Annotated in this window: 29 protein-coding genes; 20 read left to right on the forward strand and 9 right to left on the reverse strand. The window is 66.4% G+C overall.

The window, feature by feature from the left end; all coding sequences use genetic code 11:
• Positions 1–94: 94 nt before the first annotated feature.
• The 6 genes from KAK88_RS14760 to KAK88_RS14785 form a co-directional block, all read right to left on the reverse strand.
• On the reverse strand, positions 95–706 hold the full coding sequence (locus tag KAK88_RS14760; protein WP_137722307.1) for a superoxide dismutase: 612 nt from the start codon (positions 704–706) through the stop codon (positions 95–97).
• Positions 707–813: 107 nt separating this feature from the next.
• The gene (locus KAK88_RS14765) at positions 814–1,038 is read right to left on the reverse strand and encodes a hypothetical protein (RefSeq protein WP_039244260.1); all 225 of its coding nucleotides are present in this window, start codon (positions 1,036–1,038) and stop codon (positions 814–816) included.
• A gap of 15 nt (positions 1,039–1,053) precedes the next feature.
• A complete protein-coding gene (locus KAK88_RS14770) occupies positions 1,054–2,013 on the reverse strand; it encodes a DUF4350 domain-containing protein (protein ID WP_242077204.1) in 960 nt (319 codons plus the stop codon).
• Positions 2,014–2,020: 7 nt separating this feature from the next.
• Positions 2,021–2,854, reverse strand: coding sequence for an S-formylglutathione hydrolase (gene fghA, locus KAK88_RS14775; RefSeq protein ID WP_242077205.1), 834 nt, complete (start codon positions 2,852–2,854; stop codon positions 2,021–2,023).
• Positions 2,855–3,241 (reverse strand): VOC family protein, encoded by a 387-nt coding sequence (locus KAK88_RS14780; protein ID WP_242077206.1) that lies wholly within the window; start codon positions 3,239–3,241, stop codon positions 2,855–2,857.
• Positions 3,242–3,302: 61 nt separating this feature from the next.
• Entirely contained in the window at positions 3,303–4,409 is a 1,107-nt protein-coding gene (locus KAK88_RS14785; protein ID WP_242077207.1) for an S-(hydroxymethyl)glutathione dehydrogenase/class III alcohol dehydrogenase, read from the reverse strand.
• 156 nt (positions 4,410–4,565) lie between these two features.
• Here KAK88_RS14785 and KAK88_RS14790 point away from each other — a divergent pair, with 156 nt between their 5' ends.
• Positions 4,566–5,450 (forward strand): LysR family transcriptional regulator, encoded by an 885-nt coding sequence (locus tag KAK88_RS14790; RefSeq protein WP_242077208.1) that lies wholly within the window; start codon positions 4,566–4,568, stop codon positions 5,448–5,450.
• Positions 5,447–6,148 (forward strand): NAD-dependent deacylase, encoded by a 702-nt coding sequence (locus tag KAK88_RS14795; RefSeq protein ID WP_242077209.1) that lies wholly within the window; start codon positions 5,447–5,449, stop codon positions 6,146–6,148. The genes KAK88_RS14790 and KAK88_RS14795 overlap by 4 nt, the downstream gene beginning before the upstream one ends.
• 67 nt (positions 6,149–6,215) lie before the next feature.
• Here KAK88_RS14795 and KAK88_RS14800 read toward each other — a convergent pair whose 3' ends face one another.
• A complete protein-coding gene (locus KAK88_RS14800; protein WP_039244254.1) occupies positions 6,216–6,767 on the reverse strand; it encodes an OmpA family protein in 552 nt (183 codons plus the stop codon).
• 375 nt (positions 6,768–7,142) lie between these two features.
• Between KAK88_RS14800 and KAK88_RS14805 the strand changes: the two genes are divergently transcribed.
• The 10 genes from KAK88_RS14805 (at position 7,143) to KAK88_RS14850 (ending at position 17,202) form a co-directional block, all read left to right on the forward strand.
• Positions 7,143–7,976 (forward strand): hypothetical protein, encoded by an 834-nt coding sequence (locus KAK88_RS14805; protein WP_242077210.1) that lies wholly within the window; start codon positions 7,143–7,145, stop codon positions 7,974–7,976.
• A gap of 314 nt (positions 7,977–8,290) precedes the next feature.
• On the forward strand, positions 8,291–9,736 hold the full coding sequence (locus KAK88_RS14810; RefSeq protein ID WP_242077211.1) for a protein adenylyltransferase SelO family protein: 1,446 nt from the start codon (positions 8,291–8,293) through the stop codon (positions 9,734–9,736).
• A 123-nt stretch (positions 9,737–9,859) separates the two neighbouring features.
• Positions 9,860–10,387: a DUF2975 domain-containing protein gene (locus KAK88_RS14815; protein ID WP_242077212.1), complete on the forward strand. Its 528-nt coding sequence runs from the start codon at positions 9,860–9,862 to the stop codon at positions 10,385–10,387.
• A gap of 12 nt (positions 10,388–10,399) precedes the next feature.
• Positions 10,400–10,618, forward strand: a complete 219-nt coding sequence (locus KAK88_RS14820) for a helix-turn-helix domain-containing protein (protein ID WP_184279353.1) — start codon at positions 10,400–10,402, stop codon at positions 10,616–10,618.
• Between the two features lie 225 nt (positions 10,619–10,843).
• Entirely contained in the window at positions 10,844–11,260 is a 417-nt protein-coding gene (locus tag KAK88_RS14825) for a DoxX family protein (protein WP_242077213.1), read from the forward strand.
• Positions 11,261–11,435: 175 nt separating this feature from the next.
• On the forward strand, positions 11,436–11,918 hold the full coding sequence (locus KAK88_RS14830) for a MerR family transcriptional regulator (RefSeq protein ID WP_242077214.1): 483 nt from the start codon (positions 11,436–11,438) through the stop codon (positions 11,916–11,918).
• Between the two features lie 3 nt (positions 11,919–11,921).
• Positions 11,922–13,706 (forward strand): acyl-CoA dehydrogenase C-terminal domain-containing protein, encoded by a 1,785-nt coding sequence (locus KAK88_RS14835; RefSeq protein WP_242077215.1) that lies wholly within the window; start codon positions 11,922–11,924, stop codon positions 13,704–13,706.
• A gap of 95 nt (positions 13,707–13,801) precedes the next feature.
• Positions 13,802–14,965, forward strand: a complete 1,164-nt coding sequence (locus KAK88_RS14840) for an acyl-CoA dehydrogenase family protein (protein ID WP_242077216.1) — start codon at positions 13,802–13,804, stop codon at positions 14,963–14,965.
• 86 nt (positions 14,966–15,051) lie between these two features.
• Positions 15,052–15,771, forward strand: a complete 720-nt coding sequence (locus KAK88_RS14845) for a 16S rRNA (uracil(1498)-N(3))-methyltransferase (protein WP_242077217.1) — start codon at positions 15,052–15,054, stop codon at positions 15,769–15,771.
• Between the two features lie 69 nt (positions 15,772–15,840).
• Positions 15,841–17,202 (forward strand): glutamate--cysteine ligase, encoded by a 1,362-nt coding sequence (locus tag KAK88_RS14850; protein WP_242077218.1) that lies wholly within the window; start codon positions 15,841–15,843, stop codon positions 17,200–17,202.
• On the opposite strand, the gene KAK88_RS14855 is transcribed toward KAK88_RS14850, so the two are convergent.
• Positions 17,199–17,936: a hypothetical protein gene (locus tag KAK88_RS14855; RefSeq protein ID WP_242077219.1), complete on the reverse strand. Its 738-nt coding sequence runs from the start codon at positions 17,934–17,936 to the stop codon at positions 17,199–17,201. The genes KAK88_RS14850 and KAK88_RS14855 overlap by 4 nt on opposite strands.
• A 112-nt stretch (positions 17,937–18,048) precedes the next feature.
• Between KAK88_RS14855 and KAK88_RS14860 the strand changes: the two genes are divergently transcribed.
• The 7 genes from KAK88_RS14860 to KAK88_RS14890 all read left to right on the forward strand — a co-directional run bounded on the left by KAK88_RS14860 (position 18,049) and on the right by KAK88_RS14890 (position 23,812).
• Positions 18,049–19,620 carry an ATP-binding protein gene (locus tag KAK88_RS14860; protein WP_242077220.1) on the forward strand — a complete coding sequence of 524 codons (1,572 nt, stop codon included), beginning with the start codon at positions 18,049–18,051 and terminating at the stop codon, positions 19,618–19,620.
• Between the two features lie 54 nt (positions 19,621–19,674).
• Entirely contained in the window at positions 19,675–19,920 is a 246-nt protein-coding gene (locus KAK88_RS14865) for a type II toxin-antitoxin system ParD family antitoxin (protein WP_242077221.1), read from the forward strand.
• A 32-nt stretch (positions 19,921–19,952) separates the two neighbouring features.
• Entirely contained in the window at positions 19,953–20,240 is a 288-nt protein-coding gene (locus KAK88_RS14870; protein WP_242077222.1) for a type II toxin-antitoxin system RelE/ParE family toxin, read from the forward strand.
• Positions 20,237–20,986 carry a DUF72 domain-containing protein gene (locus tag KAK88_RS14875; protein WP_242077223.1) on the forward strand — a complete coding sequence of 250 codons (750 nt, stop codon included), beginning with the start codon at positions 20,237–20,239 and terminating at the stop codon, positions 20,984–20,986. Before KAK88_RS14870 ends, KAK88_RS14875 begins: the two co-directional genes overlap by 4 nt.
• A gap of 76 nt (positions 20,987–21,062) precedes the next feature.
• The gene (locus KAK88_RS14880; RefSeq protein ID WP_242077224.1) at positions 21,063–22,124 is read left to right on the forward strand and encodes an NAD(P)-dependent alcohol dehydrogenase; all 1,062 of its coding nucleotides are present in this window, start codon (positions 21,063–21,065) and stop codon (positions 22,122–22,124) included.
• 145 nt (positions 22,125–22,269) lie between these two features.
• Entirely contained in the window at positions 22,270–22,995 is a 726-nt protein-coding gene (gene phbB, locus KAK88_RS14885; protein ID WP_242077225.1) for an acetoacetyl-CoA reductase, read from the forward strand.
• Between the two features lie 100 nt (positions 22,996–23,095).
• Positions 23,096–23,812: a DUF4908 domain-containing protein gene (locus tag KAK88_RS14890; RefSeq protein WP_242078612.1), complete on the forward strand. Its 717-nt coding sequence runs from the start codon at positions 23,096–23,098 to the stop codon at positions 23,810–23,812.
• On the opposite strand, the gene gloB is transcribed toward KAK88_RS14890, so the two are convergent.
• A complete protein-coding gene (gloB, locus tag KAK88_RS14895) occupies positions 23,809–24,537 on the reverse strand; it encodes a hydroxyacylglutathione hydrolase (protein ID WP_242077226.1) in 729 nt (242 codons plus the stop codon). The genes KAK88_RS14890 and gloB overlap by 4 nt on opposite strands.
• A 46-nt stretch (positions 24,538–24,583) precedes the next feature.
• On the opposite strand from gloB, the gene KAK88_RS14900 reads away from it, so the two are divergent.
• On the forward strand, positions 24,584–25,327 hold the full coding sequence (locus KAK88_RS14900) for a methyltransferase domain-containing protein (RefSeq protein ID WP_242077227.1): 744 nt from the start codon (positions 24,584–24,586) through the stop codon (positions 25,325–25,327).

Below are 25,327 nucleotides of genomic sequence, written 5' to 3' on the forward strand. Positions count from 1 at the left end.
CGCTTCGATCTCCGTTTGCGATGACGCAATCGAAAACGCCCGCCGGAGGTTCCGGCGGGCGTCGTCATCTCTCGATCTTTGGGCTGAACCGGCCTTATTTGGCGGCGGCGTAGAGTTCGTTGACCTTGTTCCAGTTCACCACCGTCCAGAACGACTTCAGATAGTCGGCGCGGCGGTTCTGGTATTTCAGATAGTAGGCGTGCTCCCACACGTCGGCGCCCAGGATGACCTCGCCGCGCTCGTCCACGACGTCCATCAGCGGATTGTCCTGGTTCGGGGTCGAGGTGATTTTCAGCTTGCCGTTCTGCACGATCAGCCAGGCCCAGCCCGAACCGAACTGCGCGGCGCCGGCGGCGTTGAAGTCTTCCTTGAACTTGTCCATGCCGCCCAGATCGGCGTCGATGGCGGCCTTCAGCTCGGCCGAGGGCTCACCCGCCTGATCGGCCGGGGCCAGCAGTTCCCAGAACAGGCTGTGGTTCCAGTGACCGCCGCCGTTGTTGCGCACGGCCTTGGGCGCGGTCGAGATGCTGGTGAAGATTTCCTCCAGCGACTTGCCCTGCAAGCTCTCATCGGCGTCGACGGCCTTGTTCAGGTTGTCGACATAGGTCTGGTGGTGCTTGTCGTGGTGGAAGGTCATCGTCTCCTTGTCGATGGCCGGCTCCAGCGCGTCATAGGCGTAGGGCAGCGGGGGCAGGGTGAAGGCCATGGGAGGTTCCTCTCGCGACAAGTTTCCGAAGCGCCTCATCTAGGCGCCCGTTCATGAAACCCAAGCGACAGCGCCTGGATTTGTTCCGACTTATCGACCCGTAACGGTCAAGCTGGCAAGTTCGCCTTCAGGCAATCGCGAACGGCGCGCTTCACGTCACCCGGCGCATTGGGCTCGTCCACGCCCTCCGCTGCGAAGACGGCGCGCACGGCGGCGTCCAACCCCTTGGGCAGCGCCTCGATCACCCGCTTCTGTCCCTTGGCGTGCAGGCAATAGCCCACCTCGCGGCACAGGGCGGAAAACATCGGTTCGTAGGGATCGGAAGCGCTCATGGCGGCCCTGTAGCATCAGGGGAGCAGACGCGACAGCCAGTGCATCAGGTTCAGCACGAACTGCTGATCGTCATGACCGGCCGTATTCAGTCCCATGCGAACGGGCTCGCGATCCGGCTGGTCGGGAAAACGTACGATCTGGGCCGTGAGCATCCCCGCCTCTCCCAGCACGACCACCCGCCCCGCGCCAAAGCGCAAAGCCAGACCTTGGGCGGGTAAGGCGGGCCGCGACAGCTCGGCAAGGACGACGGCTGGATCCTGCCCGGCCCGAAGCCGCGTCAGGATCGTTTGCAAGGCTTCGAGATCGGGAGCCTCTCGCGCATCTGCGCTCATCGCCAGCAACACCGTTGCGTCGGCCGGCCCCGACAGCGACTGCCCGGTGAAGCTCATGACGACCTTCAAGTGCTCGCTTTGTTCGCGGCCCTCGACAATCGGATGATCCGCGAGCGCCGGACGCGGAAAGACCAGATTGGCCGTGACATCGCCGCCCACGGGCTGGAAGGCGTAGCCCGTTCCCATCGTCACACCAAACTTGGCAGCCAGGGCTTCGGCGGCGGAACCATGAGGCGCGTGATCGGCGGCCAGAAGCAACGCCCCGCCGTGCTCCACCCATCGGCGGATCGCCTCGATCTCGTCGTCGTCGAAAGCCGAGGCGCGCGGGCCGTCCGCCGGTCGCGCCGGATTGGCGATGACCAACACCGCCACGCCATCAAGCGCGCCGGGCGCATCGAGACGCCCCCGGCTGGCTTCGATCCGATATCCATCGGCCCGCAACAGCGCGGCGAAGGCGGCATAACGACCTTCGATGGTCTGCTCGCTGCCGTGGCCCTGATCGACAAGCACGACAGGCCCATCCGCCGCATAGGCCGGCGAGGCTACCTTTGGCCGCCAATCCAGATCGCCGACCTGCTCTTGCGCCAAGGCTGGGCCTGCCAGAAGCAGGACTGCGACAGCGATCCAACCCCGGCGTCCCATCAGGCGCCTAGACCTTCAAGCGTTCGGCGTGGAAGGCGATGTGGTCGGCGATGAAGCTGGCCATGAAGAAGTAGGAGTGGTCGTAGCCGGGTTGCATTCGGATCGTGACCTTCTGGCCGGCGGCGTCGGCGGCGGCTTGAAGCAACTCGGGCTTCAGCTGGTCGATCAGGAAGCTGTCGGTGTCCCCCTGGTCGATCAGGATGTCGTCATAGACGCCCTTCGCCGCACCCGCTGCGATCAGCTTGGCGGCGTCGTGACGGTCCCACGTCGTCCGGTCGTCGCCCAGATAGGCGATGAAGGCCTTTTCACCCCAGGCGCACCGGGTGGGCGAGGAGATCGGCGCAAAGGCGGAGACCGAACGGAACAGGTGGGGGTGGTTCAACGCCAGGGTCAGCGCCCCGTGGCCGCCCATCGAATGGCCGCTGATCGAGCGGACGCCCGTGGTCGCAAACTCGGCGTCGATCAGGGCGATCAGTTCCTCGGTGACATAGGTCTCCATGCGGAAATGCGGCGCCCAGGGCGCCTGCGTCGCATCGACGTAGAAGCCCGCGCCCTGGCCCAGGTCATAGGCGGGATCATCGGCGACGTCGTCTCCGCGCGGCGAGGTGTCGGGCGCCACGATGATGACACCGTGTTCGGCGGCGGCCTGATAGGCCCCGGCCTTGGTGGTGAAGTTGTCCTCGGTGCAGGTCAGGCCCGACAGCCAGATCAGCACGGGAAAAGGCCCCTCGCCCGCTGGCGTGAAGACCGACAGCGTCATCGGCGTGCCGGTCGCCGTGCTGTCGTGCTTCAGATAACGCAGGGTCCCGCCGTGGACGGCGTGGGTCTTGGTGGTTTCCACTCAGTCGGTCTTTCGGTGCATGGCGCAGATCTTGTTGCCCGACGGATCGCGCAGATAGGCCAGGATCATGGGGCCGAAGGGGCCCTTGCGTTCGCCGGGCGGGTCCTCGATGGCGCGACCGCCGGCGGCGACGCCGGCGTCATGGAAGGCCTGGACCATCTCGGGCGTCTTGGCGTGAAAACCGATGGTGCCGCCGTTGGCGTGGCAGGCCGGCTCGCCGTCGATCGGCGCGCCGATCGCAAAGGCGCTCATGCGGGTGCGCCACCAGTAGCGGCCCTTGGGGTCCGGCCCCTGGCCCGGCTCGACGCCAAGGGCGCCGAGCGCGGCGTCATAGAACTGGCGCGACGCCTCTATGTCGTTGGCGCCGACAGTGACGTGGGTGAACATGGTCAGACCTCCCTCTTTCAGTCCGTTTTGTTAAACAACGAACCGGGCGACGCGCAAGGCGTCAGAACACCACCACCGAGCGGATGCTCTTGCCCTCGTGCATCAGGTCGAAGGCCTTGTTGATGTCTTCGAGCGGGAAGGTGTGGGTGATCATCGGGTCGATCTCGATCTTGCCGTCCATGTACCAGTCGACAATCTTGGGCGTGTCGGTGCGACCGCGCGCGCCGCCGAAGGCCGAACCGCGCCAGACGCGGCCGGTCACCAGCTGGAACGGGCGGGTGGCGATCTCCTTGCCGGATTCGGCGACGCCGATGACGACGCTCTCGCCCCAGCCACGGTGGCAGGCCTCAAGCGCCTGGCGCATGACGACGGTGTTGCCGGTGCAGTCGAAGGTGTAGTCGGCGCCGCCGTCGGTCAGCTGGACCAGATGGGCCACGACGTCCGGCACATCCTTGGGATTGACGAAATGGGTCATGCCGAAGCGACGGCCCCATTCTTCCTTGTCGCCATTGATGTCCACGCCGACGATCATGTCGGCTCCGACCATCTTCAGCCCCTGGATGACGTTCAACCCGATGCCGCCCAAGCCGAAGACGACGCAGTTGGCGCCCGGCTCGACCTTGGCCGTGTTGACCACGGCGCCGACGCCGGTGGTCACGCCGCAGCCGACGTAGCAGGCCTTGTCGAACGGCGCGTCCTTCCTGATCTTCGCCACCGCGATCTCGGGCAGGACGGTGTAGTTCGAGAAGGTCGAGCAGCCCATATAGTGGGCGATGGCCTGACCCTTGTAGCTGAAACGGCTGGTGCCGTCGGGCATGACGCCCTTGCCCTGGGTGCCGCGAATGGCGGTGCACAGGTTGGTCTTGCGCGACAGGCACGACTTACACTGGCGGCATTCCGGCGTGTACAGCGGGATGACGTGATCGCCGACCGCGACCGAGGTCACGCCTGGCCCCACCTCGACCACCACGCCCGCGCCCTCGTGCCCCAGGATCGAGGGAAAGACGCCCTCGGAGTCCAGGCCATCCAGCGTATAGGCGTCGGTGTGGCAGATGCCGGTGGCCTTGATCTCGATCAGCACCTCGCCGGCGCGCGGGCCTTCCAGATCGACCTCGACGATTTCGAGCGGACGTTTGGCTTCGAACGCAACGGCGGCGCGGGTTTTCATGATCTTAGATCCTCCGGAGGCCCCTATCGCTCGCCGCGCGGCGGCTCGCTGCTTGAGGGGATTTGCGCCCCTTGTACGCCGCGCCGCGCCTGGCCGAAACGGCGACAACCGCAAAACATTATTGTCACGTTGCAACAATCATGATCGAACGTCCCGATGAGCCGCTGGGACGGGATCGACGAATTCACTGCTGTCGCCGAACAGGCAAGCTTCTCGGCCGCCGCGCGGCGCCTTGGCCTATCGACCTCGGCCGTCAGCCGCGAGATCGCCCGGCTGGAAGACCGGCTGCAGACCCGCCTGCTCCACCGCACCACCCGCCGGGTCGAGCTGACCGACGCGGGCCGCGACTTCCTGGCCCGCTGTCGCCGCCTGATCGACGAACGCGACGAGGCCTTGGCCGCGGTCCAGCCCGATGATCAGGCCCCGCGCGGCCTGCTGCGCATGACCTGTTCGGTCTCCTATGGCGAGCGTTTCATCGCCCCGGCCGTCAACGCCTTCGCGCGCCAAAACCCCGAGCTGCGGATCGAGCTGGATCTCGACAACCGCCTGCGCGATCTGGTCGGCGACGGCTATGATCTGGCGGTCCGGTTCGGCCATCTGACCGACTCGCGGCTGATGGCCCGACGGCTGGCCTCGCGGCGGCTGATCCTGTGCGCCAGCCCCGACTATCTGGCGCGTCGCGGCGCCCCGCGCGACCTGTCCGAGATCCCCAGCCACGACGGCCTGATCGGCTCGGCCGAGCACTGGCGCTTCACCGAGGCCGGGAGAGAGGTGACTTTGCGCCCCTCCGGCCGCTGGAGCTGCAACTCCGGCGCGGCGGTGCTGGACGCCGCCTTGCAGGGGCTGGGCCTGTGCCAGCTGCCCGACTTCTACGTCGCCGAAGCACTGGCCTCGGGCGCCCTCGCCTCCCTGCTGGACGACCAACGCCCGCCCGACGAAGGCGTCTGGGCCGTCCACCCCCACCCTCGCCACGTCCCGCCCAAGGTCCGCGCCATGATCGACTGGCTGCACGACCGTCTCGCCCAAAGGAGCCCAGCATGAACCTCGTCGTCCTGACCGGCGCCGGCGTCTCGGCCGAAAGCGGCGTGCCGACCTTCCGCGCCTCGGACGGCCTGTGGGAGGGGCATCGCATCGAAGAGGTGGCGACGCCCGAGGGCTTTGCGGCCGACCCGGCCCTGGTGCAGGACTTCTACAACCAGCGGCGGCGACAGTTGGCCGAGGTCCAGCCGAATGCGGCGCACCAGGCGCTGGCGGCGTTGGCGGCGCGGTGGCGGGGCGACTTTCTGCTGGTGACGCAGAACGTCGATGATCTGCACGACCGGGCGCATGAACAGACGCCGCCGGCCGCCGGGTTTGAGTTGATCCATATGCACGGCGAGCTGCGGAAAGGTCGCTGCACCCGGTCGGGCGTCGTCATGGATTGGGCCGGAGACATGGCGGCGGACGAGGCCTCGCGGCATCATCCCGACGGCGTCATGCGGCCGCACATCGTCTGGTTCGGGGAGATGCCGCTTCAGATGGAGCGGATCGAGCGGGCGTTGGAAGCCTGCGACCTGTTCGTGTCCATCGGCACGTCGGGCGCGGTCTATCCGGCGGCGGGGTTCGTGCAGGCGGCGCGGTATGCCGGGGCGCGGACGGTGGAGATCAATCTGGAGCCGACGTCTGGCGCGCGCCTGTTCGACGAAGGCGTTTACGGACCGGCGACGCAGGCCGTGCCGGCCTTCTTCGACACGCTGTAGAGACGAAAACGGCGGCCGCTGCGAGGGCGGCCGCCGTTCCGGCGTTCGAGGTCGAGGTCGAGGCGACTTAGGCCAGGACGACGATGGTCACGCGGCGGTTCTGCGAACGGCCCTCGGGCGTGTCGTTCGAGGCCACCGGCTGTTCCTGGCCATAGGAGATGGTGGCCATGCGGTTCAGGGCGACGCCCTGGCGGTTCAGGAAGCGACGCACGGCCTCGGCGCGTTGCTCGCCCAGCTGATCGTTATGCTCGGGCGTGCCGGTCGAGTCGGTGTAGCCCTGGATTTCCAGATAGACGTTCTTGTTCTCACCCTGCAGACGCTGGGCGAACTGGGCCAGTCGCTGCTCTGCCTCGGGCGACAGGGCCGCCGCGTCGGTGGGGAATTTCACGGAATCGTCCGACAGCACGACCTGATAGAGGAACTTGCCCTCAGCCAGTTTGTGCGCGTCGTTGGCGCGTTGCAGGGCCTGGCCTGCGGTGCCTTCGACGGTGGTCACGCGGTTGTCGACGACTTCGACCTGATCACGCACGAAACGATGGCTGGCGCAGCCGCTGGCCGCAAAGCCGAGGGCGATGAGGGCGCCGCCGACGACCGCCGTCCTGAGTTTCGATCTGCTCAAGTTCTGTCTCCTTCTTGCCGGGAGCGCCACACCCAGTTCATGCGCAAGATGAAAATGGCGTATGAGACAAGGCGGAGTAATGACGCGCTTTGGGCGGCATCGTGTCAGCTTGACCATAAGAGAGTCGAATATTCGCGTTATTCTTGCAGAAGCACGGAACCATCGTGCCAGTGAAGACGTTGCGCCGCCGACGGCCGATGCCGGAGGGCGGACACGCTTATCTATCGCCGCTGTGCGCCGTCGCGCGGTTGTATTCACGCCGACGCCACTTTCCTGACGCGACCGAATGTTTTCAACGGGGCCTGGCGGTTTTTACAGGCGTTTTGTCCCGATGACCATGCGGCGGCGTGTTCAACTCCCATCACGGATCGGCGATTGAGCGCGGCGCGCACACGGCGCTGGGCGCTGGCGGCGACGCCGATCCTGGCCGCGCATCTGGGGCTGGCGCTTCTGATGCACGGCCAGGCGGAGCCGATCGTCGAGGCGCCGCAGACGCCGCCCATGATGATCGAACTGGTCGAGCCGCCCCCGCCGCCTCCCCCGCCCGCGCGCGTGATCGCGCCTGATCCCTCGCCCAAGCCCGAGGCGCCGGCCGCCGCCGCCCAGGCGGCCGCGCCGCCCAAACCCGCACCCCAGCGGCGACCGCCGGCCGTGGCGGCGGCGCGACCGCGACTGGTGGTCAGCAAACGTCCGCCCGACGTCGACCCCCTGCCCGCCGCGCCCGCCCCGCCGGGTCCGCCCCTGCCCCTGCTGGGCGCAGCCCAGATCGCCGGCGCCATGACGGTCGGCGCAGGTCCGGGCGGCGGCGGCGGATCGGGCGTCGGCGGATCGGGCGGCTCTGGCGGGACCGGCGCGGGATCAGGCTCGGGCGGGGGTTCGTGCGACATGGTGCGCTGGGTTCAGGACGCCGTGCGTGACGACCAGGCCGTGCGCCGCGCCGTCATAGCCGCATCCCAGGACATGGACGCGAACGGCCGCGCCATCCTGGTCTGGAACGGTGACTGGCTGCAAAGCCGCAACCAAGCCGGCAAGGGTCTGGCCGGCGTGCGCCAGGCCATCGCCCTGGAGGTCGCCTTCGCCCCGGCCGAGTGCAAGAGCCAGCGCATGACGGGCCTGGCGGTACTGAAGCTGGAAGACCGCCCGGGCGGCGCGCAACTGGCGCTGGGCAGGGGCAGCTGGCGCTGGTCGGACCTGCTGGGCGCAGGCTGAGGCGCCGGCGCCAAATCAGAGGGTCGCATCGGAAAAACACCGTCTAATTCGTCTAATTCGTCTGATTTCTCTCTCCCCGACTATGCAACGTGTTTCGTGCGGACGAATTGAGACAGGATCGCACGGCTTAGAAGCGTGGGCAGGAAGATGACGCCGTCGGTCGATAGAGGATTGAAAATATTGGACTGACCTCAGGCGAATAGGATGGCCGGCCTCTTGGTGATCGTGCGTCGAGCGGAGCGAAACTGGAGGATCACGAAAGAAAGACGCGCGCGCGGTTGCGCTCCCCTCGCCGGACACGCACCTAGCCTGCCATGCCCGTCTCCCCCGCCTACCGCCCCGAACCGCGCTTCTTTGATTTGGGCGCGGACTATGCCGATGCGGTTCAGGCCGCGGATTTTCCGCAGACGATCGTGCGGTTTCGCAACGACCGCGCGGCGGCCGAGGTCGGGCTGGAGGGGCTGGGCGAGGCGGAGTGGATCGCCGCGTTCGGGCGGTTCGAGCCCCTGCCGGGTCAGCCCGGGCCGATCGCCATGCGCTATCACGGGCATCAGTTCCGGCATTACAATCCCGATCTGGGCGACGGGCGCGGGTTCCTGGCGGCGCAGATGCGCGCTCAAGCAACGAGCGACCGCGTCGCGAGTGATAACGCTCAAGGCCGTCTGCTCGACTTGGGCACCAAAGGCACCGGCCAGACGCCCTGGTCGCGTGGAGGCGATGGGCGGCTGACGCTGAAGGGCGGGGTGCGCGAGGTGCTGGCGGCGACGATGCTGGAGGCGCAAGGCGTCCCGACGAGCCGCGCCTTTTCGCTGATCGAGACTGGCGAGGCGCTGGAGCGCGGGGACGAGCCGTCGCCGACCCGGTCGGCCGTTCTGGTGCGGCTGTCGCACAGCCATGTGCGGTTCGGGACATTCCAGCGCGCGGCCTATCTGGGGCGCAAGGACCAGATCGAGGCGCTGATCGAACACGTGCGCAGTCTGTATCACCCAAACGTGGCGGCCGGAGATGCGCCCGGTCTGCTGACCGCCATCGTCGAGGCCTCGGCGAAACTGACGGCGCGGTGGATCGCCGCCGGCTTCGTGCACGGGGTTCTGAACACCGACAATCTGAACGTCACGGGCGAGAGTTTCGACTACGGCCCCTGGCGGTTCCTGCCCGAATACGACCCGGCCTTCACCGCCGCCTATTTTGACCAGACGGGCCTTTACGCCTTCGCACGCCAGCCGGAGGCGGTGTTCTGGAACCTGACGCAGCTAGCCGGGTGCCTGAAACTGGTCGCCGAGGTCGAGCCGTTGACGGATGCACTGAACGGATTCGGTCCCGCCTATATCCGCGAACTGCGGGCCGCCTTCCTGATGCGGCTGGGCGTCCACAGCCTGGGCGAGGCGGCGGATCAGCGGCTGGTCGATACAACCCTGGCCCTGTTGCGGGACGGGGGAGCCGCCCTGAGGTGGGAGCCGCTGTTCTTCGACTGGTTCGGCGGCTTCGCCTCCTCGGCCCGCGCCCTGTCGGGACCGCGCGCGAAATCGTATCAGGGCGAGGCCTTCGACGCTTTCCGCTTTGCGTTGATGGAACACGAACCGGACCGGATCGAACGGCTGGAACATCCGATGTTCGCCGCGCGCGAACCGGAAGAGATGCTGATCGGCGAGGTCGAGGCGATCTGGGCCGCCATCGCCGACGCCGACGACTGGGCGCCCTTCCAGGCCAAGCTGGGCCGACTGGAGGCGGCGCGTCTGGCCTGGGGCTTTACGGCCTGACGCCGAACCTTACGAAAGCTTCATCTCGTTTATCAATAATGTACTTGCCCGTTTATCGATAAATCCATATCGATATTCACCAAGGCGGTCGCGGAGGGCGACCCGAAGGGAAGGGCTTTCGAGATGAAACTGATCGGCAAATATTCCGTCGCCAGCGCACTTCGCTGGCTGCTGGGCTTCGTCAATGTGTTCGTGATGATCGGCGCCATCGCCACCATCCTCGTCTTCCTGTTCACCCTGATCGTGCCAAGCTTCGGCGCAGGCCTGATCGACGGGCTGAAGGGCGCGAGCGCCGATCCGAGCAACACCCTGCAATGGACCGGACGCCTGACCTTCCTCGGTGCGGCGATGGCCTGCGGCTTCACCTGGTGGATCATCAACCGACTGCGGCGCATCCTGCTGTCGGTCAATCAGGGCGACGCCTTCGAGTTCGCCAACGTCAAACGACTGCAAGGCGTGGGCCTGGGCCTGATCGGCATTCAGCTGACGGCGCTGCTGCTGGTCTTCGTCGCCCCGCAGAGCATCGGCCAGTCGCCGTCCGACTATGACTTCGACCTGGGGTCCTGGCTGGGCATTCTGGTGGTGTTCATCCTGGCCGAGGTGTTCCGGCAGGGGTCGGCCATGCGCGACGAACAGCTGACCACGGTCTGAGGGGCGCGCACCATGATCATGATCCAACTGGACCGGCTGCTGCTCGAACGCCGGATGTCCCTGACCGAACTGTCCGACCGCGTCGGCGTCACCCTGGCCAATCTGTCCATCCTGAAGACCGGCAAGGCCCGCGCGGTGCGCTTCTCGACCCTGGACGCCCTGTGCCGCGAACTGGACTGCCAGCCCGGCGACCTGATCGTGCAAACGCCGGGGCCGCAGCCGGAGGGCTGAGGGCTGAGGGCTGAGGGCTGAGGGCTGAGGGCGAAAGCGATGCGAGAACCCAGGCGGGGCGGACGAAATCCGCTCCGCCCTTCCGTTCGTAACAGAAAGTCATCAATCGATGTCATCAGCTGATGTCATCGCATGATGACAAAGATCGAAAGCGCCGCTATATGATCTTCAGCGAGCGGCCCTTTCGACCGAATCGCGACCGTTACGAAATCAGGCTCCTCCCCGATGACCACCTCCACCCTGACATCCGCCGCCGCGCGCAGCCGCACCGCCTACGCCAACATCGCCCTGTGGACGCTGCAGGGCTGGGTCGCGATGTTCTTCATCGCCGCCGGCTACGCCAAGCTGACCGAGCCGATGACCAACCTGATCAATCTGATGGGCTGGCCCGCCGTCGCGCCCGAAAACATGGTGCGCGGACTGGGCGTGGTCGAGATTGTCCTGGCCATGGGCGTGTTGAGCCCGCTGATCTCGTGGCGGGTGGGTCGCCCCCTGCTGGTGACGGCGGCGGTCGGCCTGATCGTCATGGAAGCGACCATGATGACGATCCACGCGCTGAGCCAGGACTTCGGCCTGGCGGCGGTCAACGCCGTCCTGCTGGCCATCACCGTCCCGGTGCTGCTGGGCCGCCGTAAGGCCTGACTGAAAAAGATCGAACGCCGGACCCCTCTCCCCCCCTGCAGTCCGGCGTTTGCGCCCGGAGCTTCCCCCCAGGCTCCGGGCTTTTTCATGCCTGATCGTCGGGAAAGGCGAAAAGCTTACCCTTACGTGCGCGTAAGCCTCTTCCCTTTACGCGCACGTCAAGTTATGAAGGCGTATGGCCACCGCCGACGACCACCGCACCTATTCCATTCGCCAGCTGTGCCGCGAGTTCGGCGCCACGGCGCGCGCCCTGCGATTCTATGAGGACAAGGGCCTGCTGACGCCCGCGCGAAAGGGCCAGACCCGCGTCTATGACGCTCGCGACCGCGCCCGGCTGAAACTGATCCTGAGGGGCCGCCGCATCGGCTTCACCCTTCAGGAGATCCAGGACATGATGGACCTCTATGATCAGAAGGATCACAACGTCCATCAGATGGCCGTGGCCCTGGTGCGGCACCGCGCCCAGATCGTGGCGCTGAAGCAGCAGTTGGAAGATATCGAAGGCGCCATCGAGACGGCCGAACAGGCCTGCGCCTGGATGGAATCCAAACTGTCCGAACACCGCCCCGACCTGCTGCCGGGCGCCGAAGACTATGAGAAGCTGCTGCGCGCGCGTCTCAACCACGACCACCACCACCCCTTCAAAGCAAGAGCGTAATCCATGGCCTACAAGGCGCCTGTCCGCGACTTCACCTTCATCCTGAATGAAGTGCTGGAGATCGACCGCTACACCAACCAGCCGGGCTTCCAGGACGTCTCTTCGGATCTGGTCAGCCAGATCCTGGAAGAAGGCGCCAAGTTCGCCGACGAGGTCATCGCCCCGATCAACAATCCGGGCGACAAGGAAGGCTGTCACTGGGCCGAGGGCGGCGTGGTGACGGGACCCAAGGGCTGGAAGGAAGCCTACAAGGCCATGTCCGAAGCCGGCTGGATGGCGCTGGCCGCCGACCCGGCCTACGGCGGTCAGGGTATGCCCAGCGTGGTCGCCTCGGCCTTCGGTCAGATGACGGCCGGCGCCTCGGCCGCCTTTTCGATGTATCCGGGCCTGACGGCCGGCGCCTATGCCGGCATCCACGCCAATGCCTCCGAAGAGCTGAAGCAGAAATATCTGCCCAAGATGGCGACCGGCGAATGGTCCGGCACGATGAACCTGACCGAGCCGCAATGTGGCACGGACCTGGGCATGGTGCGCACCAAGGCCGTGCCGAACGGCGACGGCTCCTACTCGATCACCGGCCAGAAGATCTGGATCTCGGCGGGCGAGCATGACTTCGCCGACAACATCATCCACACGGTGCTGGCCCGCGTCGAAGGCGCGGTTCCGGGCATCAAGGGCCTGTCGCTGTTCGTCGTGCCCAAGTTCCTGGTCAATGAGGACGGCTCGCTGGGCGAGCGCAACAGCCTGGAATGCGCCGGGCTCGAGCACAAGATGGGCATCCACGGCAACGCCACCGCCGTCATGCAGTACGACGGCGCCAAGGGCTGGCTGATCGGCGAAGAAGGCCGCGGCATGAACAATATGTTCGTGGTGATGAACGAGGCCCGCCTCGGCACCGGCCTGCAAGGTCTGGCCATCGGCACCGCCGCCTATCAGGCCGCCGTCGAGTTCGCCAAGGACCGCCTGCAAGGCCGTTCGCTGACCGGACCGAAAAACCCGGACGGCCCGGCCGACAGCATCATGGTCCACCCCGACGTGCGCCGCATGCTGCTGGAGTCCAAGGCCTTCGTCGAAGGCGGCCAGGCCTTCATCCTGTGGACCGCGCTTCACGCCGACCTGGAAAAGTCCGAAGACGCGGCCGTGGCCCAGAAGGCCAAGGATTACATGGGCCTGCTGACGCCGGTGCTGAAGGCCTATCTGACCGACAAGGGTTTCCATGTCGCGTCGCTGGGCATGCAGGTGCATGGCGGTTCGGGCTACACCGAACACTTCACCGCCTCGCAATATCTGCGCGACGCCCGCATCACCATGATCTACGAGGGCACCAACGGCATCCAGGCGCTGGATTTGGTCGGCCGCAAACTGCCCGCCAACGGCGGTCGCGCCATCATGACCTGGTTCGGCGAAATCGACGCCTTCGTCGCCGAGAACAGCGGCAATGAGGCCATCAAGCCCTTCGTCGACGGCCTGGCCGATGTGAAGGCCAAGCTGCAGGACGGCACCATGTGGCTGATGCAGAATGGCATGGCCAATCCGGACAACGCCGGCGCCGCCTCGACCGACTATCTGAACGTCTTCGGCCTGACGGCCCTGGCCTATATGTGGGCGCAGATGGCCAAGGTGGCTCAAGCGCAGGTCGAGGCCGGTTCGACCGATCCCTACTATGCGACCAAGCTTCAGACCGGCCGCTACTTCGTCGAGCGCATCCTGCCCGACGCCGAAGCCCATCTGAAGAAGATGAAGACCGGCGCCGACGTGCTGATGGCCATGCCGGCCGAGGCGTTCTGATCTCAGACTGATGACGAAACGGGTCGGCGATCTCGCCGGCCCGTTTTCTTACCGACCAGACGGGCAAAAGCCCGCGAACCTCAGGGACGAAACCGATGAACGTGCTGGGCAGCCCCGATCCCGATTTCATGCGTGAAGAAGAGATCACCCTCTTCTCCGACAGCGTCGGCAAATGGATCGACGAGCACGCGCCGCTCGAGAGGGTCCAGCAGTGGATCGCTGATTCCTCTGTGCCGCGCCAGCTGTGGAACGACGCAGGCGAGGCGGGCCTGCTGGGTCTGTCGCTGCCGGAAGAGGACGGCGGCTTCGGCGGCGACTATCGGCACGAGGTCGTCTTGATGCGTCAGCTGGGCTGGAAGGGCGCGGACCACTTCGGCATTTCGCTGCACAATGCGATCGTCATGCCCTACATCTGGCATTACGGCACCGAGGAACAGAAGCAGCGCTGGCTGCCACGCCTGCAATCGGGCGAACTGGTCGGCGCCATCGCCATGACCGAACCGGGCGCCGGCTCGGACCTGCAAGGCGTCAAGACCACGGCGGTCAAGTCGGGCAACGGCTATGTCGTCAACGGCTCCAAGACCTTCATCACCAATGGCCAGCTGGCCAACTTCCTGATCGTGGTCGCCAAGACCGATCCGGCCGAGGGCGCCAAGGGCACCTCGCTGATCGTGGTCGAGACCGATGGCGCGGAAGGGTTCGAACGCGGTCGCAACCTGCACAAGATCGGCATGGAGGCCAACGACACCTCCGAACTGTTCTTCAACGACGTGAAGGTCCCCGGCGACAACATCATCGGCGGGACCGAAGGCCAGGGCTTCGTCCAGCTGATGCAGCAGTTGCCCCAGGAGCGGCTGAACATCGCCGTCCAGGGCGTCGCCGCCGCCGAGCGCGGGCTTGAGGCGACGCTGGCCTACGTCAAGGAGCGCAAGGCGTTCGGCAAACGCGTCATCGACTTCCAGAACACCCAGTTCAAGCTCGCCGAGGTCAAGACCAAGCTGACTGTCGCCAAGGTCTTCACCGACCACTGCATCGGCCTGCATCTGCAGGGCAAGCTCGACGCCGCCACCGCCTCCATGGCCAAATACTGGGTCACCGACATCCAGGGCGAGACCATCGATGAGATGCTCCAGCTCCACGGCGGCTATGGCTATATGAACGAATATCCGATCGCCCAGCTGTACAAGGACGCCCGCGTCCAGCGCATCTATGGCGGCACCAATGAGATCATGAAGCTGCTGATCGCGCGGACGCTGTAAGGATATCGATCCGTCCCTTGTGATCCAGGGCTTTCACTTCGCTGCGGTCGGGATGACAAGCGGTTTGCGTCAGGTCATGTAGGGGCATGATCCGCCTTTACGTCACATCGCCGCTCGCCGCGGCCGCTCCCGTCGCGCCCACGCTGGACCAGTCGCGCTATCTGACCCAGGTCATGCGTCTGAAGCCGGGAGACGATCTGCTGGTGTTCAACGGGCGCGACGGGGAGTGGCGCTGCACGGTCGCGGAAGTGCTGAAGAAGGGCGTGATCCTGCGCGCCGAGGAACAGGTGCGACCCCAGACCTTCGGTCCCGACCTGGAACTTATCGTGGCGGTGGTGAAGAAGGCGCGGGTCGAGACCATCGTGGAGAAGGCCGCCGAACTGGGCGCGCGCCGGGTGCGGCTGGTCCTGACGAAACGCACCAACGCCGACCGCATCCGCCTGGACCGGCTGGACGCCATCGCCGAGGAGGCCGCCGAACAGACCGGGCGGATGGACGTGCCCGTGGTCGATGATCCGATCAAGCTGGACGCCCTGCTGGACGGCTGGGAGATCGGACGCCGGCTGATGTTCTGCGACGAGACGGGCGGGGCGCCCGCCGTCTCGTCGCTGCGCGACGCGGGCGAAGGCCCCTGGTCCATCCTGATCGGGCCGGAGGGTGGGTTCTCGCCGGAAGAGGGCGAGCGGCTGCGGTCCCTGCCCTTCACCACCGCCGTGTCTCTGGGCCCGCGCATCCTGCGCGCCGACACCGCCGCCATCGCCGCCATGACCCTGTGGCAGGCGGCCGTCGGTGATTGGGCGCGATAGAATACTCTGCTCGCCCCCTTGAGGAACTTGGCTTTAGCCGCCATCTAGCCGCGACAGCAGGGGTTACAGATGGCCGAGAACGCGCCGCTTTCCAGAGACGCTCTGATCGAGGCCATGTCCAAGGGGATCAAGCCCAAGGACCAGTGGCGCATCGGCGCCGAGCACGAGAAGTTCGGCTTCGACAAGACCACCCTGGCGCGCCCCGCCTATGACGGCCCGAACGGCATCAAGGCCATGCTGGAGGGGCTGCAACGCTTCGGCTGGTCGCCCGTCGAGGAAAACGGCTTCCTGATCGGACTGGAGCGCAGGAACAGCGAAGGCTTTGTCGCCTCCGTCAGCCTGGAGCCGGGCGGTCAGTTCGAGCTGTCCGGTGCGCCGCTTCTGACCATCCACGACATCTGCAACGAGACCGGCCAGCATCTGATGGAGGTCAAGCAGGTCGCCGACCAGATCGGCGTCGGCTTCCTGGGCGCCGGCTTCGACCCGCTGTGGACGCGCGAACAGGTGCCGGTCATGCCCAAGGGCCGCTACGACATCATGCGCGCCTATATGCCCAAGGTCGGGACCCTGGGCCTGGACATGATGCTGCGCACCTGCACCATCCAGGCCAACCTCGACTTCGATTCAGAAGCCGACATGGTGATGAAGTTCCGCACCTCCCTGGCGCTGCAACCCATCGCCACCGCCCTGTTCGCCTGTTCGCCCTTCACCGAGGGCCGCCCCAACGGCTTCCTGTCGGCCCGGGCCAACGTCTGGACCGACACCGACGCCGACCGCACGGGCATGCTGGGCTTCGTGTTCGAAGACGGGTTCGGCTTCGAGCGCTACGCCGACTATGCGCTGGACACGCCGATGTATTTCGCCAAGCGCGACGGCCGTTATATCGACGCCTCGGGCCAGTCGTTCCGCGATTTCCAGGCCGGCAAACTGCCCGCCCTGCCCGGTCAATATCCGACCCTGAAGGATTGGAACGACCACCTGACCACCCTCTTCCCAGAGGTGCGGCTGAAGGCCTATCTGGAAATGCGCGGCGCCGACGGCGGACCGTGGAGCCGGATTTGCGCCCTGCCCGCCCTGTGGGCCGGGGTTCTGTATGACGCCCCGTCGCTGGCCGCCGCCTGGGACCTGGTCAAGGACTGGGACATCGCCGACCACGAACGCCTGCGCCGCGACGTGACCCGGCTGGGTCTGAAGGCCGAGGTGGCGGGCCGGTCGGTGCGCGACATCGCCGTCGACCTGGTGAACATCGCCAAACAGGGGCTGAAGAACCGCGCCAAATTCTCGGGCGGCATGGTGGACGAGCGCGGCTATCTGTCGGAACTGGAAGACATCGCCGACAGCGGCGTCACCCCCGCCGAACGCCTGTTGGACCTGTATCACGGCGCCTGGCAGGGCGACGTGAAGCGCATCTACGCCGACTTCGCCTACTAGGGCGTGGTGTAGTCCGAGCAATCGGGCAGCGGGCTGTCCGGCCGGTATTCATCGGCCTTGGGGTCAAAGGTGAAACGGCGAGTAAAGCTGCATTTCGGATCGCGTGCGGTGACCAAGTCGGCGGGCTTCAGCGGCGGCTTCTCCAACGAATCCTCGGATCGCGAGGTGCAGCGCGGATAAGCCGTCGCCGTCGTCTCATAGGTCAGGACCGGCATCGCATCCGCCGGGTCGTTCGCAGTCAGGGTCGCAGCGAAACTGTATTCGTCATGACAGGCGCCGGCGCGCTGGGTCATGTCCTCCTCGCTGAAACAGGCACGGATCATCAGCGAACCCTGGATCGGCACGGTCAGCACCGGCGCGGCGCCGGCCTCGCCGTCGGCATCCAGCCGATAGAGCCGCAACTCGGTCGCCTGCCCCCCGCCGCCGGAATACATGCTGCGGCTCTCCCTCTCGATCCCGGCCAGAAACCCGCCGTCCGCCAGCCGGATCAGGCCATTCCAGGGCTTGTAAATCTCGACCTCGCCCGACGCCTCTTGCGACGTGGCCGGCAGGGCGTCGGGCGCACGGATGACTGGGGTAAAGACCGGCTCACCGTCACGCGTCTGCTGCGTCAGACCGACGCACAGGGCCCCGTCGGCCGTGCAGGCGCGATCCTCGGCCAGGGTCAGGGATTCGATTCCGCCCCCTGATGGCGAGGATTGCAGCATGGCGATCGCGGCGAGGAGCAAGATCATGCGCCGACCCTAGCCCAGACGGCGCACGACGCCATCGGCTCTTTTCGACCCGCTGCAAAGGCGAGCTTAACCGATGCGCCGTAACATGGGTTTGAGTTCGAGAGAGTGCGCCATGACCTGTTCGCCCGTTGCGGCCCTGGCCTTCCCCACAGCCGATGTCGATCTGGACACCTTCTTCGATGTGTCGCTGGATCTGCTGGTGGTGCGCGAGTTGGATGGGCGCGTGGTCAAGGCCAGCGCTTCGTGGTTCACGGTGCTGGGCTATCGCCCCGACGAGATCGAGGGCCAGGGCCTGCTGCGGCTGATCCACCCAGACGACCACGCCGCGACCCGCCAGAGCATCGTCGAGGTCGAAAACCGGCGGCCGGGCGATCCGGTCATCGGCCAGATCAACCGCTATCGCCATAAGGCGGGTCATTACGTCACCGTCGAGTGGCGCGCCCATCGCCAGGGTGACCGCATCTATGGCATCGCGCGCGATGTGACCGAAAAGGTCGCCGCCGAACGCGCCCTGCGCGAGGCCACCGCCGCCGCCGAGGCCGCCAACCGCGCCAAGTCCGACTTCCTGGCCAATATGAGCCATGAGATCCGCACGCCCCTGAACGGCGTGATCGGCATCGTCGACGCCCTGTCGCGCACCGACCTGACGCCCGAGCAGGCCGAGATGGTCGCCCTGATCGCACGATCCGGCGTGACGTTGGAACGGCTGGTGTCCGACATTCTGGACGTGTCCAAGATCGAGGCGGGGCATCTGGACCTCGAAAGCCGCCCCTTCGACCTGGACGAGGCCGTCGCCGCCCCGCTGGACGTCATGCGGTTGAAGGCCGAGGCCAAGGGACTGACCTTCGACATCCGCCGCGACGCCGATGCGCGCGGAATGTTCGTCGGCGACAGCACCCGCATCCGTCAGGTGCTCGACAACCTGTTGTCCAACGCCATCAAGTTCACCCACCAGGGCTCGGTCGGCGTCGCCCTTGCGGTGGACGAGGATTCCGACGGCCTGACCCAGCTGACGCTGCGGGTCGAGGATACGGGCGTCGGCTTCTCCTCCGACCACGCGGCCCGTCTGTTCGATCGGTTCAGCCAGGCGGACAGCACCATCACGCGCCGGTTCGGCGGCACGGGCCTGGGCCTGTCGATCTGTCGTTCGCTGGTCGAGTTGATGGGCGGGCGGATTTCCGCCGCCTCGACGCAGGGCGTCGGCAGCCGGTTTACCGTCGAGATCCCCCTGACGCGCGCTGCCTCCCTGACCGAACACGATGCCCAACGACGCGCGCGTGCGGCCGAGGCCGACCGCCCCCTGGCGCCCCTGCGCGTGCTGCTGGCCGAGGATCACCCGGTCAATCAGCGCGTCGTGCAGTTGATCCTGGCGGCCCACGCCATGCAGGTCGTCACCGTCGCAGATGGCGAACAGGCCCTGGCCGCTTTCCAGTCCGAGGCCTTCGACCTGATCCTGATGGACATGCAGATGCCGGGCATGGACGGCCTGACCGCCACCCGCGCCATTCGCCAGATCGAGGCCGCGCGTGCCGCTCAGGCCCGCACGCCGATCATCATGCTGAGCGCCAACGCCATGAGCGAGCACCGCGACCAGGCGCGCGACGCCGGCGCCGACCTGCACGTCCCCAAGCCCATCACCGCCGCCAGCCTGCTGGCCGGCATTCAGGCGGCGACTGCGCCCTGATCCGGTGTTGACAAAGTTTGCCATGCGCCCATTCTCGTTGAGAGGAGGACGACCATGGCGACGATGAACATCTCCCTGCCCGATCCGATGAAGGCCTGGGTCGAGGAACAGGCGAAATCCGGGCGCTACGCCAACACGTCAGACGTGGTGCGCGACCTGATCCGCCGCGAGCAGGTCAAGGCCGAGAAGATCGCCCATTGGCAAAGGCTGATCGCCGAGGCCGACGCCTCTGGCGTTTCAGACCAGTCGCCACGTGAAGTGATCGAGGAATTGCGCGCCCAGTTGCGTAGCACCTCTTGATGCTCCGCCTAAGCCGCGCAGCGCGGGCGGACTTGCAACAGGTCTATCTGCAAGGACTCGAGCTGTTCGGGAGCCGTCAGGCCGATGACTATATCGAGGGTCTGTTCGCGAAGCTGGACTTGCTCGCGGATTTTCCACGTCTTGGGGCAGTTCGACCGGAGTTGAGCGCGGACGCCCATGTGATCTTCTACAAAAGCCACGCCATCCTCTATCGAATCGACGATGCGGACGTGTTCGTCCGACGCATTCGGCACGAGCTGGAAGACTGGCAGTCCGACACAACTGGCGTCGGATCGAGCGACGAACGGAGCGAACCATGACCCACCCCATCCATGTCGGCATCGGCGGCTGGACGTTCGAGCCTTGGCGCGGGGTCTTTTATCCAGAGGGTTTGGTTCAGAAGCGCGAACTGGAATATGCGGCGTCGAAACTGACCTCGATCGAGATCAACGGCACCTATTATTCGACCTTCAAGCCCGACAGCTGGAAGAAATGGCGCGACGAGACGCCGGACGGCTTCGTCTTTTCGGTGAAGGCCAGTCGCTATTGCACCAATCGCAAGGTGCTGTCCGAAGGCGCCGAGAGCTTCGACAAGTTCCTGAGCCAGGGCCTGACCGAACTGGGCGACAAACTGGGGCCGATCAACTGGCAATTCATGGGTACGAAAAAGTTTGATTCCGAGGACTTCGAGGGCTTCCTGAAGCTGTTGCCCAAGGAGAAGGACGGGGTGCGGCTGCGGCACGCGCTGGAGGTTCGCAACCCGACCTTCGCGACCGAACAGTTCTACGATCTTGCGCGGAAATACGGCGCGGCCATCGTCTATGCCGTCGATGACGAGGAGCCGACCTGGCCCCAGATCGACGAGGCGACCGCCGATTTCAGCTACGCGCGGCTCATGTCCAGCCGCGAGGACGAGCCGACCGGCATGACGGCGGCCGAGCTGGATGCGGTGGCGGATCAGGCGAAAGCCTGGGCCAAACGCGGCGAGGTCTTCGCCTATTTCATCTCGGGCGCGAAGGTGCGGAACCCTGCGGCGGCTCAGGCGCTGATCGCCAAGCTGAAATAGCGGTCCGTACGCTTGCGGACCCGCGGCCGCCCTCTCATCTGAGGCCGGCTCACTGCAAAGCCTGAAGGACTTTCCCATGCCGATCGCCACACGCGCCTTCGCCGCGACCGCCGCCGACAAGCCGCTAACCCCCTATAGCTTCGAGCGCCGTGATCCGGGCCCGGACGATGTGCTGATCGACATCAAATACTGCGGCGTCTGCCACTCCGACCTGCACGCCGCGCGCGGGGAGACGGGCGGCACCGCCTTCCCCCTGGTGCCGGGTCACGAGATCGCGGGCGTGGTCAAGGCGGTGGGGTCCAACGTCACCCGCTTCAAGGAAGGCGACCGCGTCGGCGTCGGCTGCATGGTCGACAGCTGCCGTGAATGCGCCTCCTGCCGGGAAGGCGTCGAACAATATTGCATCCCCGGCTTCACCGGCACCTATGGCGGCAAGGATAAGAAGGGCGGCACGTCGGAAGCCATCACCCAGGGCGGCTATTCCGACCACATCACCGTCGATCAGCATTTCGTCCTGTCCATCCCCGACAGCCTGGCCCTGGACGTCGCCGCCCCCCTGCTGTGCGCGGGCATCACCACCTATTCGCCGCTGAAGGAATGGGGCGTGGGCCCCGGTTCCAAGGTCGCGGTCATCGGCCTGGGCGGTCTGGGCCACATGGCCGTCAAGCTGGCGGCCGCGATGGGCGCGGAAGTCACCGTCCTGTCCACCTCGGACCGCAAGAAGGCCGACGCGCAGCGGATGGGCGCCAAACACTTCCTGATCAACTCCGACAAGGATGCGATGAAGGCCGCAGCCGAGAAGTTCGACCTGATCATCAACACCGTCTCGGCCACGCACGAGATCGCCAGCCACATCCAGTTGCTGGCGCGCGACGGCACCATGATCATGTTGGGCCTGACGACCGAGGGCCTGCCGGTCTTCGCCCTGCCCCTGCTGTGGCGTCGTCGCCGCATCGCCGGCTCGCTGATCGGCGGCATTCGCGAAACGCAGGAGATGCTGGACTTCTGCGCCGAGCATGGCATCGCCTGCGACATCGAGACCATCGCTCCGGATCAGATCAACGACGCCTATGAGCGGATGCTGAAATCCGACGTCCGCTACCGCTTCGTCATCGACATGGAAAAGCTGGCCGCCTGATCGCCTGAGGCGAAGATTAACGAAACGCGACGGAGGCATGAAACTTCCGTCGCGTCAGATTCTCGCCTTGCGCGCTCGCGCTCGCACGTTAATCCTGAACCGCGACAAGGCCTTCTTAAGGGTCTGCACAGGGACAGGAGACGATATGGCGCGCGTAGCTTTCGTGACGGGCGGGACCCGGGGCATCGGCAAGGCGATCGTTCAGCGCCTGCATGAGGACGGCTTCAAGGTCGCCGCCGGCTATTCCGGCAACGACGAGGCGGCCAAGGCCATCGCCGATGCGCTGGACGTCATGGTGGTGAAGGGCAACGTCGGCAGCTTCGACGACTGCGCCCGCGCGGCGAAGGAGGTCGAGGATCAGCTCGGCCCCATCGACATCCTGGTCAATAACGCCGGCATCACCCGCGACGGCTTCTTCCACAAGATGAGCCACGACCAGTGGTCCGACGTGATCCGCGTCAATATGGACAGCGTGTTCAACATGACGCGTCAGGTCATCAACGGCATGCGCGACCGGGGACACGGCCGTATCGTCAACATCTCCTCGATCAACGGCCAGAAGGGTCAGATCGGCCAGACCAACTATTCCGCCGCCAAGGCCGGGATGATCGGCTTCACCAAGGCGCTGGCGCTGGAGAATGCGCGCAAGGGCGTGACCGTGAACTGCATCGCGCCGGGCTATATCGACACCGAAATGGTCGGCGCCATGGACCCCAAGGTACTGGAAGGCATCATCAGCCACATCCCCGTCGGCCGCCTGGGCAAGGGCGAGGAGATCGCCGACATGGTGTCCTGGCTGGTGGGCGAGCGTGCCGGATATGTCACAGGCTGCACACTGTCGCTGAACGGCGGTCAGTACCTGGTGGGTTGAGGCGGGCTTCGCCCAAAATCCGCCGCGCGCGGGTTTCATCAAGTCTGTCATGAAGTTGTTGGGATCGGTCAGGGCGAAAAAGTCGCCACGCGTGACCGCGATGGCGGTCGCCGCCATCGCGGTCATCGGCGTGGGCGTCGTCGCGCCTGTGGTCGTCCCGTCCGAAAGCCACGCCCAGTCGCGCCGGACCGTGCCGCCGACCGCCCGTTACGTCAGCAGCAGCGGCCAGGGGTTCATCCTGGACACCTCGGGATCCCGGCCTCTGATGCGGCTGGAACGCTCGACCGAGGTCTGGGTCTTGCGGCCGACGCCCGCGCCGCGCGGCGACATCATCTATCGCAACGACAATGGCGACCAGGTGCTGAAGGTCACGCCCGACGGCGCGATCACTCTTTACACGACCACCGCCCCCCAAGGCTCGCCCGCCTCACGCGTGGGCGAGGCGCAGGGCCTGGCCAGCGCGGCCATGACCGGCGCCCAGCTGGTCGACTATTTCATGCGCCAGAGCTACCGCGCCAGCCAAGCGATGGGCCGGCTGATCGTCATCGACGTCGACATCCAGCCCGGCTCTGAACAGGTCGCCGCCGACACCGTTTCGGCCGCCAGCGACGCCATCGTGCGCATGGCGCGGTCCTCCAACCTGCGCGCCCAGGTCGAGCGGGTGCGCCGCGTCGTGGTGTCCGATCAGGGGCGTCCGGGCGTCAGCCTGGTCCAGGGCACGCTGCGGATCGTCATCGACGCCGACGCCGGCATCGCCGGCCGCCCGTCGTCGGCCCGGATCGTGCGGGTCGTGGGCGGAGACGCCCTGAACCGCTAACCCTGGAAGCTGTCCTTGGCCGCCCGGCGCGCGGCGAACTGATCCGCATCCGTCGCGGTCAGGAACGGATTGAACCGCTTCTCCACCCCCAGCGTCGTCGGCACGGTCTGTTCGCCCCGCTCGCGCGCTGCGAAGATCGCCTCGGCATGGGCGGCGGTCTCGGGCCGGTCGTCCAGGCTCAGGGTGAAGCGGGCGTTCGAGGCCGTATACTCATGCGCGCACCAGATCACCGTCTGATCGGGCCAGGCCTTCAGCCGCTGCAGGCTGTCGAACATCTGCTCGGGCGTGCCCTCGAACAACCGGCCGCAGCCCAAGGCGAACAGGGTGTCGCCTGTAAAGGCGAGGCCGTCCGCCGGGGCATGAAACACCACATGGCCGAGGGTGTGACCCGGCGTTTCGGTGACCTCGAACCGCGTCTCGCCCACCATCACCACATCGCCGTCGGCGACCACGCGATCCAAGGGCGCGACCTTGCGCACCTCTTCCGGCCCGACGATCTCGCAGGCCCAATCGGCCTTCAGCCGCGCGTTGCCCTCGGTATGATCGGGGTGCCAGTGGGTGTTCAGGATCAGGTCAAGACGCCCCCAGCCCAGGCTTTCCAGCTCTTCCAGAATGCGCGCCGCATCCGGCGTATCGACCGCCGCGACCACGCCAGTCGCCGCATCGCGGATCAGGAAGCCGTAGTTGTCGCTGCGGCAGGGAAACAGATGCACATCCAGGGTCATGCGACCATCCTAGCAGCAGGGCCGCCGACAGGCCTATAGTGGAGCCATGCGGCGCAGCATCGACGAGCTTCGAACCTTCTACGGCGAGCCGACCGGGGCGCTGGCGCGACGGCTGGTGGCGCGACGGCTGGACGACGCCTGGGGCGAGGCGACCGATTGCGACGTGCTGGGCGTCGGCTACGCCACCCCCTGGCTGGACGCCTTCGTCGGCGCGCGGCGCGTCGTCGCGGCCATGCCGGGCGGGCAAGGCGTCGAACACTGGCCGACGGTCGGGCGCAACCGCACCCTGCTGGTGGACGACCGCCGCCTGCCCTTCCCCGCCGGATCGTTCGACCGCATCCTGCTGGTCCACGCTCTGGAAGAGGCCGACGACCCCGCCGCCCTGCTGCTGGAAGCGGTGCGCGCGCTTTCGCCGACCGGGCGCATCATCCTGGCGGCGGCGGCGCGCGGCGGCCTGTGGGCGCGGGCGGACAACACCCCCTTTGGTCACGGCCGACCCTTCACCCGGCGCCAGCTGGAGCGGTTGGTGCGTGATGTCGGGCTGGAGCCGATGGCCTGGTCGCAGACGCTTTATGTCCCACCCTGGGGGCCGATGCTGCCGCTGGCCGAAGGGTTCGAACAGGTCGGTCGCCGGGTGTTTCCCGGAACCGCCGGGCTGATCCTGCTGGAAGCCTCGCGCCACAGCTATGCCCGCATCCGACCCAGCGGCCATGCCGAGCGCGTCGCCGCCCCCGTCCTGGCGCCCCAACCCGTCGCCTCCGTCTCTTCGCGGGGCGAACATCGCGACTGA

It is taken from the genome of Brevundimonas diminuta (assembly GCF_022654015.1).
GTDB lineage: Bacteria > Pseudomonadota > Alphaproteobacteria > Caulobacterales > Caulobacteraceae > Brevundimonas > Brevundimonas diminuta_C.

Excerpts from the sequence above, each read along its gene's own strand:
- KAK88_RS14760 (WP_137722307.1), bottom strand. The coding sequence starts at position 706 with ATGGCCTTCACCCTGCCCCCGCTGCCCTACGCCTATGACGCGCTGGAG.
- KAK88_RS14765 (WP_039244260.1), bottom strand. The coding sequence starts at position 1,038 with ATGAGCGCTTCCGATCCCTACGAACCGATGTTTTCCGCCCTGTGCCGC.
- KAK88_RS14770 (WP_242077204.1), bottom strand. The coding sequence starts at position 2,013 with ATGGGACGCCGGGGTTGGATCGCTGTCGCAGTCCTGCTTCTGGCAGGC.
- KAK88_RS14780 (WP_242077206.1), bottom strand. The coding sequence starts at position 3,241 with ATGTTCACCCACGTCACTGTCGGCGCCAACGACATAGAGGCGTCGCGC.
- KAK88_RS14785 (WP_242077207.1), bottom strand. The coding sequence starts at position 4,409 with ATGAAAACCCGCGCCGCCGTTGCGTTCGAAGCCAAACGTCCGCTCGAA.
- KAK88_RS14790 (WP_242077208.1), top strand. The coding sequence starts at position 4,566 with ATGAGCCGCTGGGACGGGATCGACGAATTCACTGCTGTCGCCGAACAG.
- KAK88_RS14795 (WP_242077209.1), top strand. The coding sequence starts at position 5,447 with ATGAACCTCGTCGTCCTGACCGGCGCCGGCGTCTCGGCCGAAAGCGGC.
- KAK88_RS14810 (WP_242077211.1), top strand. The coding sequence starts at position 8,291 with ATGCCCGTCTCCCCCGCCTACCGCCCCGAACCGCGCTTCTTTGATTTG.
- KAK88_RS14815 (WP_242077212.1), top strand. The coding sequence starts at position 9,860 with ATGAAACTGATCGGCAAATATTCCGTCGCCAGCGCACTTCGCTGGCTG.
- KAK88_RS14820 (WP_184279353.1), top strand. The coding sequence starts at position 10,400 with ATGATCATGATCCAACTGGACCGGCTGCTGCTCGAACGCCGGATGTCC.
- KAK88_RS14825 (WP_242077213.1), top strand. The coding sequence starts at position 10,844 with ATGACCACCTCCACCCTGACATCCGCCGCCGCGCGCAGCCGCACCGCC.
- KAK88_RS14830 (WP_242077214.1), top strand. The coding sequence starts at position 11,436 with ATGGCCACCGCCGACGACCACCGCACCTATTCCATTCGCCAGCTGTGC.
- KAK88_RS14835 (WP_242077215.1), top strand. The coding sequence starts at position 11,922 with ATGGCCTACAAGGCGCCTGTCCGCGACTTCACCTTCATCCTGAATGAA.
- KAK88_RS14840 (WP_242077216.1), top strand. The coding sequence starts at position 13,802 with ATGAACGTGCTGGGCAGCCCCGATCCCGATTTCATGCGTGAAGAAGAG.
- KAK88_RS14845 (WP_242077217.1), top strand. The coding sequence starts at position 15,052 with ATGATCCGCCTTTACGTCACATCGCCGCTCGCCGCGGCCGCTCCCGTC.
- KAK88_RS14850 (WP_242077218.1), top strand. The coding sequence starts at position 15,841 with ATGGCCGAGAACGCGCCGCTTTCCAGAGACGCTCTGATCGAGGCCATG.
- KAK88_RS14855 (WP_242077219.1), bottom strand. The coding sequence starts at position 17,936 with ATGATCTTGCTCCTCGCCGCGATCGCCATGCTGCAATCCTCGCCATCA.
- KAK88_RS14860 (WP_242077220.1), top strand. The coding sequence starts at position 18,049 with ATGACCTGTTCGCCCGTTGCGGCCCTGGCCTTCCCCACAGCCGATGTC.
- KAK88_RS14865 (WP_242077221.1), top strand. The coding sequence starts at position 19,675 with ATGGCGACGATGAACATCTCCCTGCCCGATCCGATGAAGGCCTGGGTC.
- KAK88_RS14875 (WP_242077223.1), top strand. The coding sequence starts at position 20,237 with ATGACCCACCCCATCCATGTCGGCATCGGCGGCTGGACGTTCGAGCCT.
- KAK88_RS14880 (WP_242077224.1), top strand. The coding sequence starts at position 21,063 with ATGCCGATCGCCACACGCGCCTTCGCCGCGACCGCCGCCGACAAGCCG.
- phbB (WP_242077225.1), top strand. The coding sequence starts at position 22,270 with ATGGCGCGCGTAGCTTTCGTGACGGGCGGGACCCGGGGCATCGGCAAG.
- KAK88_RS14890 (WP_242078612.1), top strand. The coding sequence starts at position 23,096 with ATGGCGGTCGCCGCCATCGCGGTCATCGGCGTGGGCGTCGTCGCGCCT.
- gloB (WP_242077226.1), bottom strand. The coding sequence starts at position 24,537 with ATGACCCTGGATGTGCATCTGTTTCCCTGCCGCAGCGACAACTACGGC.
- KAK88_RS14900 (WP_242077227.1), top strand. The coding sequence starts at position 24,584 with ATGCGGCGCAGCATCGACGAGCTTCGAACCTTCTACGGCGAGCCGACC.